The following is a 12668-nucleotide window of genomic DNA, read 5'->3' on the forward strand; positions in this document are numbered from 1 at the left end:
CACAGTGCGTTGCTCCCTCGCGCCATTCCCCTCTCCCCTCGGGAGAGGGACGGGGTGAGGGTGCCACGCATCCCAGGTTCAGCCCTGGACGAGGCCCAGCTTGCGCAGCTCGGCCTCCAGCTTCTTCGCGTTGGGCTCGGACATGGGGACCAGCGGCAGGCGCAGCTCCGGTCCGAACAGTCCCAGCTTGTGCAGGGCCCACTTCACGGGAATCGGATTGGACTCGATGAACAGCAGCCGGTGCAGCTCGTTCATCCGCACCTGGATGTCCCGCGCCTTCGCCAGCTCACCGGCGCGGGCGGCGGCCACCAGGTCCGCCATCATCCGCGGGGCCACGTTGGAGGACACCGAGATGACGCCTTTGCCGCCGCAGGCGATGAAGGGCAGCACCGTGAAGTCATCCCCGGACAGGAGCGTCAACCGCTCGCCGCACTTCTCCACCAGGTCCACCGCGCGGGCCATGTTGCCCGTGGCCTCCTTGATGGCCACGACCTCGGGGAAGTCGCACAGGCGCAGCGCCGTCTCGGGCAGCAGGTCCACGCCCGTCCGGCCCGGCACGTTGTAGGCGATGATGGGGAAGCCCGGGTGCGCCTTCGCCACCGCGCGGAAGTGCTCCACCAGGCCCGCCTGCATGGGCTTGTTGTAGTAGGGCGTGACGATGAGCGTGCCATCCGCGCCGGCCTCGCGGGCGCGCTTCACGTTCTCCACCGTCTCCGCGGTGCTGTTGGAGCCCGCGCCGGCCACCACCGGCACCCGGCCCGCGGCCTCCTCCACCGCCACGCGGATGGCGCGGAAGCGCTCCTCGGCGGACATCGTCACCGCCTCGCCCGTGGTGCCCATGGGGATGAGCACGTTCGTCCCTCCGGCGATCTGCTGCCGGACGAGCGCACGGAAGGAAGCCTCATCGAACGCTCCCTCCCGGAACGGGGTGGCGAGCGCGGTCATCGAGCCTTCGAAGGTCCTCATGCTGCGGCTTATATGTTCAGGGCCGCTCGCCGCGCCAGAGGTCCTCGACGCTCTCCCGTTCCCGGACCACCCGCCAGGCATCCCCGTCCACCAGCACCTCGGCCGGCCGGGGCCGCGAGTTGTAGGTGGACGCCATGCTCATGCCGTAGGCCCCGGCCGTCATCAGCGCGTACAGCTCGCCCTGGTTGGGCAGCACCACCTTGCGTTGACGGGCCAACACGTCGGTGGACTCGCACACCGGCCCAACCACGTCCACCTCCACCTCCTTGCCGCGCCGCTGCACCAGCGGCTGCAGCCCGTGGTGGGCGTCGTAGAGGGCGGGGCGCATCAAGTCGTTCATGCCCGCGTCCACCACCACGAACTGACGGGCCGGCGTCTTCTTGCGGAAGAGCACCCGGGTGACGAGCACGCCGGCGTTGCCCACCAGCAGGCGGCCCGGCTCGAAGATGAGGGTGGCGCCCGTATTGCCCGCAGCGGCGATCGCGGTGCGCGCGTACTCGGCGGGCGTGGGGGGCGTCTCCTCGGTGTAGGTGATGCCCAGGCCACCCCCAATATCCAGGTACTGCAGCGCGTGCCCCTGGGCCTTCAGCTCCTGGTAGAGCCCGGCCATCTTCGTGAGCGCGGCCTTGAAGGGCGCGGTGCGCGTAATCTGCGAGCCGATGTGGCAGTCCACCCCCACCGCCTGAAGGCCCTTCATCTTCTTGGCCCTGGCGTAGAGCGCCACCGTGTCCTCGAAGGGGACGCCGAACTTGGACGTCTTCAGGCCGGTGGAGATGTGACGGTGGGTGCGTGCGTCCACGTTGGGATTCACGCGCAGGGCGAAGGGCGCGCGCTTGCCCTGGGCGCGGCCCACGGCGTCGAGCAACTCCAGCTCCTCGGCGCTCTCCACGTTGAAGAAGAGGATGCCGGCGGAGAGGGCCTGGGCCATCTCGTCCGCCGTCTTGCCCACGCCGGCGAACACCGTCTTGCCCGGCTGGCCGCCCGCGGCCTTCACGCGGGCCAGCTCACCGCCGGAGACGATGTCGAAACCACTGCCCTCCTCGGCCAGCAGCCGCAGCACCGCGAGCGTGGAGTTGGCCTTCATCGCGTAGCACACCAGGTGCGGGTGCGAGCCGAAGGCCTCCGTCACCACCCGGAAGTGCCGGCGCAGCGTGGCGGTGGAGTAGACGTACACGGGGGTGCCCACGGCGTCGGCGATGGCCGGCAAGGGCACGTCCTCGGCGTGCAGGACACGCTTGCGGTAGCTGAAGTGATTCACGGCGTCCCAGCGTCAGGGGAGAGAGTCGCGGCGGGAGGCGGCGGCTGCGCCTCCGGAGCGCGGGCGGGCGGGCGAGGCGGCCCCTTGATACCGCAGGCCGCCCCGGCCAGCACCACGAACAACAGGATGAAACGGCGCGGCCCGGGCATTCCGCGCGCCTAGAAGCGGATGCCCAGCGTGCCGCGAATGGCGTGGGCCGTGGCCAGCTCCACCCGCGTGGCCGCGGTCGACTCGTTCAGGCCGCCGAGCGGGAACAGCACGGACCAGTCCACGCGCGCCACGAAGCCGTCCTCCGTCTCGTAGCGGGCGCCCAGGTTCGTCTCGATGCCCAGCATCCGCTCCGTGCTGGAGGGCGTGGACTCGGCGTAGATGGCCTGCGAGTAGATGGCGCTGCCGAAGAGATCGAACCCCTGCGTCAGCGTGTAGCGGATGGTGGGCTTCACGTAGACGGCGTCGGTGACACTGCCCACCAGCTCGCGCCACAGGATGCTGTCCACGCGGTAGGCGCGGTTGAAGCGGAAGTTGCGGATGGCGCTGTCGCGGCAGCCGCCGGTGCCGCAGGCGAACTGCGGACCCTCCACGTTGCCCGGCTCGGTGGCCCCGTTGGTCCCCGTGCCCAGCGGCTCGCCCGGGTAGGCGCCGAAGCCCGGCGCCCGGTCACCCGAGGCGAAGCCCACCTCCAGCTGGAGGTTGAGCTGCCCGTTGAGCAGCCGGTACTCGCCCACCGCCGCGCCGCCGAAGGACAGCACGTCCAGCGTCTGGTTGAAGCCCGCCGTGCCCACCTGCCCCGCCGTCTGCGCCAGGCCGGTGATCTGCCCCAGGTACGCCGCCAGCTCGAACTCCAAGCGGAAGTTGCGCTCCTCGTAGCGCAGCCACACGTCCGGGATGTAGAGGTTGGCGCCCCGCGGCACGAACCCGCCCTCGGGATCCAGCTCCCCCTCACTGGTGCGCGCCACGCTGTAGCGCTGGGTGCGCCAGCTGAAGTGCAGGCCGTAGTTGAGGATGCCCTGGTTGTTGTCCAGCTTGGCCTTCACCTGCTGCGGGGTGTCCCGGCGCGCCACGGCCAGCACCCAGCTGTGGCTGTCGTCCGCGTTGGAGATGTCCACCGGCTGGCCCTGCTCGCCGTTGGGGTAGGTGGTGAGGCCCTCGCTGTTGAACTCGAACATGGGCGTCACGTAGAAGCCGTCGAAGGGCTCCGTGACGAACATGACGCGATCCACCACGTCACCGAAGTCGCACTCCAGGCAGTTGCCGTCGTTGCGCAGCAGGCCCAGGCCCCAGTGCGCCGTCATGCGGCCGAAGCGCAGCAGACCCACCGGCGTGGACACCTCGCCGTAGGCCTCGCGCAGCATCAACGAGTCCTTGAAGCTGTTGATGGCCGAGCGGGGAGACACCTGCCCGTCATTGAAGACGTCGAAGAGGTAGAAGTACCGGTCCACGTCGCTCACCGGATTGGAGCCCAGGATGACGTTGTCCAGGGCGTCCAGCTGGAGCTTCACCCGCACCTCCTCGGAGATGTTGAAGGTGGGCTCCAGGCGCAGGCGCATGTCGGCGAAGGACTGCGTCTTCTCCGTGGGCCGGGGCGACGGGAAGAGACGGCCCGGCCCCGCGGGCTTGCCCAGGCTGAACTGGTAGTAGAGGTTGGGGCGCATCCGGTAGTAGCCGTCGAGGGTGAAGACCTCGAGCTTGCGCTTCTCCTCGACCCACTCCTCCTGCCAGTCGGTGGCGAGCGACTGGGTGGCGAGCTGCGCGCGAATCTCCTCGCGCATCTCCTGCTTGGCGGCCTCCACGCGCTTCTCCACCTCCTGGCGGATGCGCTCCTCGGCGGAGTCGGCACCCTCGGGGGTGGCGGGAGCGGCGTTCTCCTGGGCGGGAGCCGGCGACCCGGACGGGGGCGCGGGAGTCTGGGCGGAGGCCGTGGCGGAGGCGACGAGCAGTGCCGCCAGCAGGGCGTTGGACGACATAGGGGATTCTTCTCCGAGGCCGCGCGAGTGCGGCGGGTGCAAAGGGCGGGCGAGTCAAGCGGACCCGGCCAGGGGTGTCAACGACGGCGAGCGCTTGTCTTCCTTCGTCCGTCCGGGGGTTTACGGCCAGGGTGTTTCGGTTGGCACTGCGGACAGCAATGGGTGGTGCGGCCTCCCTGGGGGAAGGATTGCACGGTCGTCCCGCACCGGGCACACGCCGTCCCGGCGCGCCCGTAGACCAGGAAACGGTTCTCCGCGCCGTCCTCCAGGTACGCGGGCTCCTCGCCCTGCTGCTCCTCGAGGCCGAAGGTGATGGAGGCGTGGATGGCCTCCGCCAACCGCAGCCACTCCTCGGGCGTGAGCGAGCCGGGCTTGCGCGAGGGGTGCAGGCCGGCCCGGTAGAGGGCCTCGGCGGCATGGATGTTGCCCAGCCCCGTCACCCGGCCCTGGTCCATCAGCGCCACCTTGAGCTCCTGCTTCGAGGGGCCCACGGCCTCCTGGAGCTGCGCGGCGGTGAGGCCATCGGCGAGCGGGTCCCGCCCCAGCTCCTTTACCGCGTCCAGCGCGTACAGGCGCGAGGCGGCGCACGGCTCCATGCGGCCGAAGAGGCGCGAGTCGGCGAAGTGGATGACGTCGCCGGAGTCCAGGTGGAAGCGGGCGCGGCTGTACGGGACGGAGGCACCCTCGGGGCGGCGGACGAAACGGCCCGTCATGCCCAGGTGGGCCATGAGGCCCCGGCCTCCCTCGAAGGTGAAGAGGAGGTATTTGCCGCGCCGCTCCAGGGACACGAGGCGGCCCTTCAGGGACGCGAAGTCCTCGCGGCGGGCCCCGCGGAAGACGCGGGAGTCATCCGCCTCGGCCCGCACCACGCGGCGGCCGTCCAGCCAATGGACGAGGTTGCGCCGGGCGATTTCGACTTCCGGAAGCTCGGGCATGCGGGTGTGCGGCATAACACCCCGCGCACGTCCCACGCAGTGCTTAGTTGTTGCCGCGCTCACATCTGCGCGAAAGAACCCCCCGCGCCCCGGCGCGCCCCGAGTACAAGGGACGCCCTCTTCGCAACGCTCCTTCTCCCCATCCGGAGGCCCTCACATGGCCGACATCCAGAAGAAGTACACGCCCATGCAGTTCACCCACCTCAAGGGACTCAAGGGCATCAGCGACGCGGTGCTCGAGTCGCACTTCAAGCTGTACGAGGGCTACGTCAACCGCACCAACAAGCTCACCGAGCTGCTCTCGGGCCTGCAGGCCAAGGGCGAGGCCCTCGGCTCCAACCCGGCCTACGCCGAGATGACCCGCCGCATGGGCTTCGAGTACAACGGCATGGTCCTGCACGAGTACTACTTCGGCAACATGAAGCCGGGCGGCTCCAGCACGCCGGGCGGCAAGCTGAAGCAGGCCATGGAGCAGAGCTTCGGCTCCTATGAGAACTGGCTGACGGACTTCAAGGCCGTGGGCACCTCGCCTGGCATCGGCTGGGCCGTCACCTTCCAGGATCCGCGCACCGGCTGGCTCTCCAACCACTGGATCACCCTGCACGAGAACGGCAACATCGCCGGCTACACGCCCATCATCGTCATGGACGCGTGGGAGCACGCCTTCGTGCCGGACTACAAGCCGTTCGAGCGCGCCAGGTACGTGGACGCCTACTTCCAGAACATCGACTTCGACGCGTGCGAGGCGCGTCTGAAGAAGTAGTCCCTCACGGGTCAGGACTTCTTCTTCCCACCCCGGGGCCGCGGCGTCCGTTCGCGGCTCTCCCGCGCGGCCTGTGGACGCACCCGGAGCGAGCCCCGGGTGGCGGGCTCGCGCACCTCGCGGCGTCCGGCCGCCCTGCCCTCCCGGGCGACGCGCGGCACCTGCACCTCCTCCACCCGCGCCTCCGGGGCCGGAGCCTCGGGAGGCACCTCGCGGACGCCGTGCTTCTGGGCCCGCCGCTCGAGGAAGCCGAGCAGCCGCTCGCGGTGCGTGTCCTGGTAGCGCTGGGGCTCGAAGTCCACGGCGCGGGCCTCGACGGCGCGCAGCACGGCCTCCACCTCCGTCTCCACGGGACGGGGCGTGGGCAGGGACAGCTCGGGGAAGCTGTCCTGGGAGATGACCTCGTCCGCGTAGTGCAGCGTGGAGAGCACGAGGCCCCGTCCATGCGGCCACACCACGCACAGGTGCCCCTTGAGGTGCATCACCAGCCGCCCGATGCCGGCCCGGCCCGAGGCCCGCAGCGCCATGGCCAGCGTGGCGTAGGGCCGCAGCGCCTTCTCCCCCGGCATCACGTGGTAGGTGGTGTCGAAGAGGATGGGATCGATCTCCGACAGCTCGATGAAGTCCTCCAGGTCCACGGTGCGGCTGGCCAGCGGGTCGAAGGCCTCGAGCTCACCCCGCGTCACCTCCACGTAGCGGCCGGGGCGGATTTCATAACCCTTCACCACGTGCTCGAAGGGCACCTCCTCCCCATCGGCGGAGCACACGCGCTTCTGCTGGATGCGGGCACCCTCCGCGTCGTGCAGGAGATGGAACTGCACCTGCCGGGGCGACACGGCGCCGTAGAGCCGCACCGGGACGTGCATGTGCCCGAAGCCGATGGCGCCAGTCCAGACGGGACGAGACATGTGGGGCCTCCCTGGCACCCGCAGGGGCGCCGTCTCCTAAAATCCGCAGTGCCCGGAAGAGCGGCAAGGCACTCCGCGCTCACGGCCAGGGGCCCGCAGGGACGGCTGCCTCGGCACATTGCATCTCCGTTCACAGGCGGCCGTCTGGCGATGAAGACACCCGGCAACGGACGCTTGCCCAGTCCCGGGACGCTGAGTACGACCCCCGGGTCATTCCGGCAGCACCCAGAACAAGGAAGGCAACGCATGAAGCGGATTCTCTCGGTGGTCATGACCCTCTCGCTGGCCATGGGGTTCACGACCGGTTGCGCGGCGGGCAAGAAGGTCAACGTGGGGCGCACGGCGGCGGCCCTGCTCATCTCCGACCAGCAGGAGGCGCAGCTGGGCATGCAGGTGAAGCAGGAGCTCGAGACGAAGGAGAAGATCAAGTACGTCGAGGACCCGGCGGTGGTGGAGTACGTGAACAACCTGGCGAAGCCCATCCTCCAGGCGGCGAACCGGGACCGGGCGAACGTGAAGTGGAAGGTGAGCGTCATCGATGACCCGAAGACGGTGAACGCGTTCGCCACGCCGGGCGGCTACCTGTACGTGTACACGGGCCTGCTGCTGGCGGCGGACAACGAGGCGGAGCTGGCCGGAGTGCTCGGGCACGAGGCCGCGCACGTGACGGGCCGGCACTCGGCGCAGGCGCTGATCCTCCAGTACGGCCAGCAGGCCATCATCGAGGCGGCGCTCGGGAAGAACCCGGGCACGGCGGCGCAGATCGCCTCGAGCCTGGCGGGCACGGGCACGGGGCTGGCCTTCAGCCGGAGCAACGAGACGGAGGCGGACGAGCTGGGCGCGAAGTACACCTCGGCGGCGGGCTATGACCCGCACGGGCTGGTGACGTTCTTCCAGAAGCTGGCGTCGGCCGAGGGCAAGACGCCGGGCTTCATGAAGTGGCTGAGCACGCACCCGCCCAGCGCGGACCGCGTGCAGCACCTCAACAGCTACATCGCGAAGAACCACCTGACGGGCTCGAACCAGGGAACGGGCGGTCTGGCCGCCATCAAGGCGCGCCTGAAGCAGTAGGCCGCCGGGCCCACGCCGGGGCCCTCAATGCAGGGGGGGGTGCTGTCCCGGCTCCTCCCGCGGCGGCGAGCCCTCGCCGGAGTCCTCCTGGACCTCGGCGGGGGGAAGGACCTCGGGGGAGGCGCGCTCGGCCATGCGCCGGCGCCAGCGCCAGAAGGCGAGCCGCTCCCGGCCCGAGCGCGGCCCCCGGGGAGCGCCCTGGAGGTGGGGCGCCTCGATGGGCGGAGGCTTGCCTTCCGCCTGGGCGGCCTCGGCCTCGGCGTGCTCGAGGACGGCATTCACCTCGCCGCCGAGGATGAAGATGAGGCCGGTGAGGTAGAGCCACAGCAGCAGCACGACGACACCGCCGATGGAGCCATAGGTGACGTTGTAGCGGCCGAAGTGCTCGACGTACTGCGTGAAGCCCCAGGTGGTGAGCAGCCACAGCAGGGTGGCGAGCACCGCGCCGGGCGAGAGGAACTGGTAGCGGTGCCGGACGGCGGGCAGGCGCCAGTAGCACAGGGCCAGCGCCAGCATGACGAGGCATGCGGTGAAGGGCCAGCGCAGCCAGTACCAGACGGCGTGGTAGACGTTGAGGAAGTGGAGACGCCCGGCGATCCACTCGCCCACCCGGCCGCCCAGCAGGAAGAGCGCGAAGGCGAGCGGGAGGAGCAGCGAGCCCGCCACGGTCATGAGGATGGCGAGCCCCTGGGTCTTCCAGTAGGGCCGGTACTCGGGGACGTCGTAGGCGAGGTTGAGCGCGCGGCGGAACGCATCCACGCCCCGCGAGGCGGTCCAGAGCGCCACGAGGAAGCCGAGCGTGATGAGGCGCGGCTGGCTGTCCTGGACGAGCGACTGGAGGTGGGCCTGGACGACCTGCAGGGCCTCGGCGGGCATGAGGGGGCCGAGCCGCTCCATCATGGCGTCCACGGCGCCCGGGGCGAACGGCAGATAGGCCGCGAGCGTCACGAGGAAGAAGAGGAAGGGGAAGAGGGCGAAGAGGAAGTAGAAGGCGAGCTGGGCGGCGCACTCGGTGACGGCGTCCTCCTCGAGCTCGACCCAGAGACGCCGGGCGAACTCCCGCCAGGTCAGGTGTCCGGGCTTTCGGAACGGCATGGCCTCCCCGCACTGTCGCGGATTGAAGCCTCGAAGGTGGGGACGGGTGGGCCTTCGTGCAGCAAGGAACCGGGCAGGGGCTCGGCGTCTACTCCCCTGCCCTGGACCTGCTAGCCTTCGCCTCCACCATGCTTCCGTTCCCTCTCGTCGTCTTCCTGACGCTCGCCGCTGGATCCGATCGCACCGTGCCCGTGGGGTGCCGTGAGGATTTCGAGACCTGCCGCGAGGACTGCACCATCGACTACGGTGGCAGCACGACGAAGTACCGCCAGCTCCGCCAGTGCCTCCAGGGCTGTGAGAAGGAGCAGTCGGAGTGCACCACCCGGCACTACTCGCTGCGGGACACGGGCTACGACGAGCCCGAGCGGGACAACCAGGAGCCGGCGGCGCGTCCGGAGACGCCTCGGGACGGGGTGCGCCGGGGGGTCTACCGGGCCGGGGACTCGGACCCGGCGCCCGAGGCGGAGCCGGCCATGACGAAGGAGCCGGAGCCCGAGCCGAAAGCGGAGGCGGAGCCGGAGCCCGAGCCAAAGGCGGAGTGGAAGCCGGAACCCGAGCCCGAGGAGCGGCCGGCGCCGAAGCAGAAGAACGCGGTGAAGAAGGCATCGGGGAAGAGCGGGGACATGCGCATCTTCGGTGATGAGGAGCCCGAGGCCGAAGCCGCGGCCGAGCCCGAACCGGAGCCCGCGCCGAAGCCGGCACCGAAGCGGATGGAGCCGCCACCGCGACCGGCGCCGCCGCCGGAGCCGAAGAAGAAGGACATCTCGGACTGGGATCCGAACGAGCGCTGATCTCCCCGCCCCTACGCCTCCCCCGCCACCTCCACCTCGCGCCGAGCAGCGGGCACGAGCGGAGCACTCTGCGTCAGCCGTACACCCGCAATCACCAACCCGCCCCCGAGCGCCAGCCCCCAATGAAGCGCCTCGCCGAGCAACAACCAGGCGGCGAGAGCGGTGGTGGCGGGCTGGAGGTTGGAGAAGACGGCGACGCGAGAGGCGGGGACCTTGGAGAGGGCGTAGTACCAGATGAGGTAGGCGACGACGGACGTGAGGACGGCGAGGTACGCGATGCTGCCGAGCGCGGGGAGGCTGGCGGAGAAGGTCCGGGCGGGAGCCAGCGCGAAGGGAGTGACGGGCAACAGCAGCACGGCGGCGGCGATCATGCTCCAAGCGGTGGAGCGAATGGGCCCGTGAGCGGCGGCGAAGGGCTTGCCCTCGGTGGTGTAGACGACCCAGGCGCTCACGGCGGCGAGGATGAGCAGATCACCCACGAGCGAGCCGCGAGCCGAGGCCAGTCCACGGCCGAGCAGCAGCACCACCACACCGGCGAGCGCGGTGAGAATCCCGAGCGTGGCGCGAAGGGACGGAGGCTCGTGCCCGCGAGCGAGGCTCACCAGGTACACGCCGAGCGGCGTGAGCGCATAGAGCAGGGCGGCATGGGCCGCGGTGGACTGGGAGAGCCCGTAGAAGAACAGCATCTGGTTGATGGGGCCGGCGAGCAGGCCGAGCATCAACACGCGGCGCCACTCGGAGCGCGGAGGCAGCTTGGGGCCGGGCGTGAAGAGGAGCAGCAGGCAGAAGACGGAGGCGCAGAGGAGGAAGCGCCAGAGCACGACGGTGACGGGAGGCAGCTCCTCCATGGCGCGTTTGCCGGCGAGGTAGGTGCCCGTGTTGATCAACACCTGGACGAGCAGCGCGGCGTAGATGGGGCCGAGCGACGCCTGGCGAGGAGAGACGGCTTCGAGGGAGGATGCGCGCATCGCTTCGCGCCACGTAGCAGATTGCCCGGCGGCCCGGAACATCGCCGGGCACTTCGAGCAGGTGACGCGCCGCATCTTGTCGGCTGGAAGGAGGCCCGGCGCACCCCGAGTCCGCGCGAGGCGAGCCCCGAGGTACGGGGGCGGCCAGGGCGAAGCCGCTCCGGCCACCGGCGTGCGGAACGAGGCAGCTACGCGTCCAGGTGACGGAGCGCCCACTGCGCGGCGTGACGCACCTGCTCGCTGGAGTCCTGGCTCAGCGTCTCCAGCAGGGAGCGGGCCTCGGCCTGCTTCATCGCGCCCAGGGCGTACACGGCATTGCGGCGCAGGCCGTCGTACCTGGCCCGCGCGAGCGGCGTCCCGGGAATCAGCCGCTCGTACTGCTCCGGGGTGAGCGCGGCCAGCTCCATCACGCCGAGCTCCGCCACCGCCCGGGGCGAGAACCGCTCGTTGGGCGTGAACACGGGGCTGCGGTTGAGGGGACAGACGTCCTGGCAGATGTCGCAGCCGAAGACGATGTTGTCCATCTCCACGCGGAAGGACTCGGGCACCTCGGCGTGGCGGTTCTCGATGGTCTGGTAGGAGAGGCAGGCCCGGGCGTCCACGCGGCCCTGGCCCAGCAGCGCGCCGGTGGGGCAGGACATGATGCACTTGCGGCAGTGGCCGCAGCGGTCGCTGGCGGGGCCTCCGGCGTACGCATCCACCTCCGCGTCCAGCACGAGCGCGGACAGCAGCACCCACGAGCCGAAGGGCTCGGTGATGAAGCACCCGTTCCTGCCCACGTAGCCCAGGCCCGCGCGCGCGGCCCACACCTTCTCCATCAGCGGGCCCGAGTCCACGCTGCCGTAGTGGTGCACGTCGGGGTACGCCTCCGAGAACAGCTTGCGGAAGGCCTTCAGCTTGTCGCGCAGGGTGGAGTGGTAGTCGCGGCTGCGCGCGTAGCGGGCGATGGGCGAGTCCGCGGCCCGGGGCTCATCGCGGTAGTAGTTGGTGGCGAACGCGATGACGGTGCGCGCACCGGGGAGCAGCTGGGAGACATCCAGCCGCTCGGCGGCCCGCGTGCCCATCCAATCCATGTCCGCGGCACAACCGGACTCCAGCCAGCCGAAGAGGAACTCGGGAGGAATGGGCTCCGCGCGCGCGAAGCCCACCAGGTCGAAGCCGACCTGCTCGGAGAGCTGACGGAGATGGGCGGTGGGCAGCGGAGTCACGGTCCCCTACATAACGGCTACTTCGACGGCTTCTCCGGTATCCACTTCACGTCCTCGACGCCAGCCCGGTGGTTGGCGATGCGAGCCATGACGAACAGCAGGTCCGAGAGCCGGTTGAGGTAGACGACGGCCTCCTGCTGGGCCTCGCCCTCGCGCAGGGCGGCGACGACGCGGCGCTCGGCCCGGCGGCACACCGTGCGGGAGAGGTGCAGCGCGGCGGCCGCCTGGCTGCCTCCCGGCAGGATGAAGTGCGTCATGGGCGACAGCTCCGTCTCGAAGGTGTCGATGGCCTTCTCCATGTCCGTCACCCACTCGGCCTTGAGCTTGGGGATGTGCTCGGAGGCCTTGGTCCCCACCGGTGTGGCCAGCACCGCGCCCACGGTGAAGAGCTGGTCCTGCAACCGCAGCAGCAGCGCGTCCAGGTCCGACGGCATGGACAGGGAGCGCGCCAGGCCCAGCGAGGCGTTCAGCTCGTCCACCTCGCCGTAGGCGTCCACGCGCACGCTGTCCTTGCGCACCCGGCCTCCGCCGAACAAGCCCGTCTCTCCCGCGTCCCCGGTCTTCGTGTAGATCTTCATGGCGGCGCCCTTCTAATGGCTTCCCGTACGTCACCGCCACCGGAAGGCGTCTCCATCGTGTACGGCGGGCTCGTACCGGGTGCCTCCGTTGTGGATCCAGCATCCCCCGTGCGCCGGAATGTCGCGCGTTCCACAGCACCTGGGATAGAAGCCCGTCCCCCCT

General features: G+C 70.2%; 12 protein-coding genes. 3 read left to right on the forward strand and 9 right to left on the reverse strand.

The window, feature by feature from the left end:
• Positions 1-78: 78 nt before the first annotated feature.
• The 4 genes from dapA to mutM all read right to left on the reverse strand — a co-directional run bounded on the left by dapA (position 79) and on the right by mutM (position 5123).
• Positions 79-966 (reverse strand): 4-hydroxy-tetrahydrodipicolinate synthase, encoded by an 888-nt coding sequence (dapA, locus tag AC16DP_RS44600; protein WP_329726794.1) that lies wholly within the window; start codon positions 964-966, stop codon positions 79-81.
• 16 nt (positions 967-982) lie between these two features.
• Complete coding sequence (gene lysA, locus AC16DP_RS44605; protein WP_329726795.1) at positions 983-2224, reverse strand: diaminopimelate decarboxylase; 1242 nt, start codon at positions 2222-2224, stop codon at positions 983-985.
• Between the two features lie 158 nt (positions 2225-2382).
• Positions 2383-4188, reverse strand: coding sequence for a TIGR04551 family protein (locus AC16DP_RS44610; RefSeq protein WP_329726796.1), 1806 nt, complete (start codon positions 4186-4188; stop codon positions 2383-2385).
• A gap of 77 nt (positions 4189-4265) precedes the next feature.
• A complete protein-coding gene (gene mutM / locus AC16DP_RS44615) occupies positions 4266-5123 on the reverse strand; it encodes a bifunctional DNA-formamidopyrimidine glycosylase/DNA-(apurinic or apyrimidinic site) lyase (RefSeq protein ID WP_329726797.1) in 858 nt (285 codons plus the stop codon).
• A gap of 157 nt (positions 5124-5280) precedes the next feature.
• Here mutM and AC16DP_RS44620 point away from each other — a divergent pair, with 157 nt between their 5' ends.
• Positions 5281-5886, forward strand: coding sequence for a superoxide dismutase (locus AC16DP_RS44620; protein WP_329726798.1), 606 nt, complete (start codon positions 5281-5283; stop codon positions 5884-5886).
• Positions 5887-5897: 11 nt separating this feature from the next.
• Here AC16DP_RS44620 and ku read toward each other — a convergent pair whose 3' ends face one another.
• Positions 5898-6794 (reverse strand): non-homologous end joining protein Ku, encoded by an 897-nt coding sequence (gene ku / locus AC16DP_RS44625; RefSeq protein ID WP_329726799.1) that lies wholly within the window; start codon positions 6792-6794, stop codon positions 5898-5900.
• A 246-nt stretch (positions 6795-7040) separates the two neighbouring features.
• Here ku and AC16DP_RS44630 point away from each other — a divergent pair, with 246 nt between their 5' ends.
• Positions 7041-7865 (forward strand): M48 family metallopeptidase, encoded by an 825-nt coding sequence (locus AC16DP_RS44630; protein ID WP_329726800.1) that lies wholly within the window; start codon positions 7041-7043, stop codon positions 7863-7865.
• A 24-nt stretch (positions 7866-7889) separates the two neighbouring features.
• Here AC16DP_RS44630 and AC16DP_RS44635 read toward each other — a convergent pair whose 3' ends face one another.
• On the reverse strand, positions 7890-8960 hold the full coding sequence (locus AC16DP_RS44635; RefSeq protein ID WP_329726801.1) for a YihY/virulence factor BrkB family protein: 1071 nt from the start codon (positions 8958-8960) through the stop codon (positions 7890-7892).
• A 56-nt stretch (positions 8961-9016) separates the two neighbouring features.
• Between AC16DP_RS44635 and AC16DP_RS44640 the strand changes: the two genes are divergently transcribed.
• The gene (locus AC16DP_RS44640) at positions 9017-9751 is read left to right on the forward strand and encodes a hypothetical protein (protein ID WP_329726802.1); all 735 of its coding nucleotides are present in this window, start codon (positions 9017-9019) and stop codon (positions 9749-9751) included.
• Between the two features lie 11 nt (positions 9752-9762).
• On the opposite strand, the gene AC16DP_RS44645 is transcribed toward AC16DP_RS44640, so the two are convergent.
• From AC16DP_RS44645 to AC16DP_RS44655, 3 genes are all read right to left on the reverse strand, one after another.
• A complete protein-coding gene (locus tag AC16DP_RS44645; RefSeq protein WP_329726803.1) occupies positions 9763-10719 on the reverse strand; it encodes a DMT family transporter in 957 nt (318 codons plus the stop codon).
• Positions 10720-10907: 188 nt separating this feature from the next.
• Entirely contained in the window at positions 10908-11927 is a 1020-nt protein-coding gene (gene queG / locus AC16DP_RS44650) for a tRNA epoxyqueuosine(34) reductase QueG (protein ID WP_329726804.1), read from the reverse strand.
• 17 nt (positions 11928-11944) lie between these two features.
• On the reverse strand, positions 11945-12505 hold the full coding sequence (locus AC16DP_RS44655; RefSeq protein ID WP_329726805.1) for a cob(I)yrinic acid a,c-diamide adenosyltransferase: 561 nt from the start codon (positions 12503-12505) through the stop codon (positions 11945-11947).
• Between the last annotated feature and the right edge of the window lie 163 nt (positions 12506-12668).

The organism is Archangium sp., from assembly GCF_057119385.1.

Excerpts from the sequence above, each read along its gene's own strand:
- dapA (WP_329726794.1), bottom strand. The coding sequence starts at position 966 with ATGAGGACCTTCGAAGGCTCGATGACCGCGCTCGCCACCCCGTTCCGG.
- AC16DP_RS44610 (WP_329726796.1), bottom strand. The coding sequence starts at position 4,188 with ATGTCGTCCAACGCCCTGCTGGCGGCACTGCTCGTCGCCTCCGCCACG.
- mutM (WP_329726797.1), bottom strand. The coding sequence starts at position 5,123 with ATGCCCGAGCTTCCGGAAGTCGAAATCGCCCGGCGCAACCTCGTCCAT.
- AC16DP_RS44620 (WP_329726798.1), top strand. The coding sequence starts at position 5,281 with ATGGCCGACATCCAGAAGAAGTACACGCCCATGCAGTTCACCCACCTC.
- ku (WP_329726799.1), bottom strand. The coding sequence starts at position 6,794 with ATGTCTCGTCCCGTCTGGACTGGCGCCATCGGCTTCGGGCACATGCAC.
- AC16DP_RS44630 (WP_329726800.1), top strand. The coding sequence starts at position 7,041 with ATGAAGCGGATTCTCTCGGTGGTCATGACCCTCTCGCTGGCCATGGGG.
- AC16DP_RS44635 (WP_329726801.1), bottom strand. The coding sequence starts at position 8,960 with ATGCCGTTCCGAAAGCCCGGACACCTGACCTGGCGGGAGTTCGCCCGG.
- AC16DP_RS44645 (WP_329726803.1), bottom strand. The coding sequence starts at position 10,719 with ATGCGCGCATCCTCCCTCGAAGCCGTCTCTCCTCGCCAGGCGTCGCTC.
- AC16DP_RS44655 (WP_329726805.1), bottom strand. The coding sequence starts at position 12,505 with ATGAAGATCTACACGAAGACCGGGGACGCGGGAGAGACGGGCTTGTTC.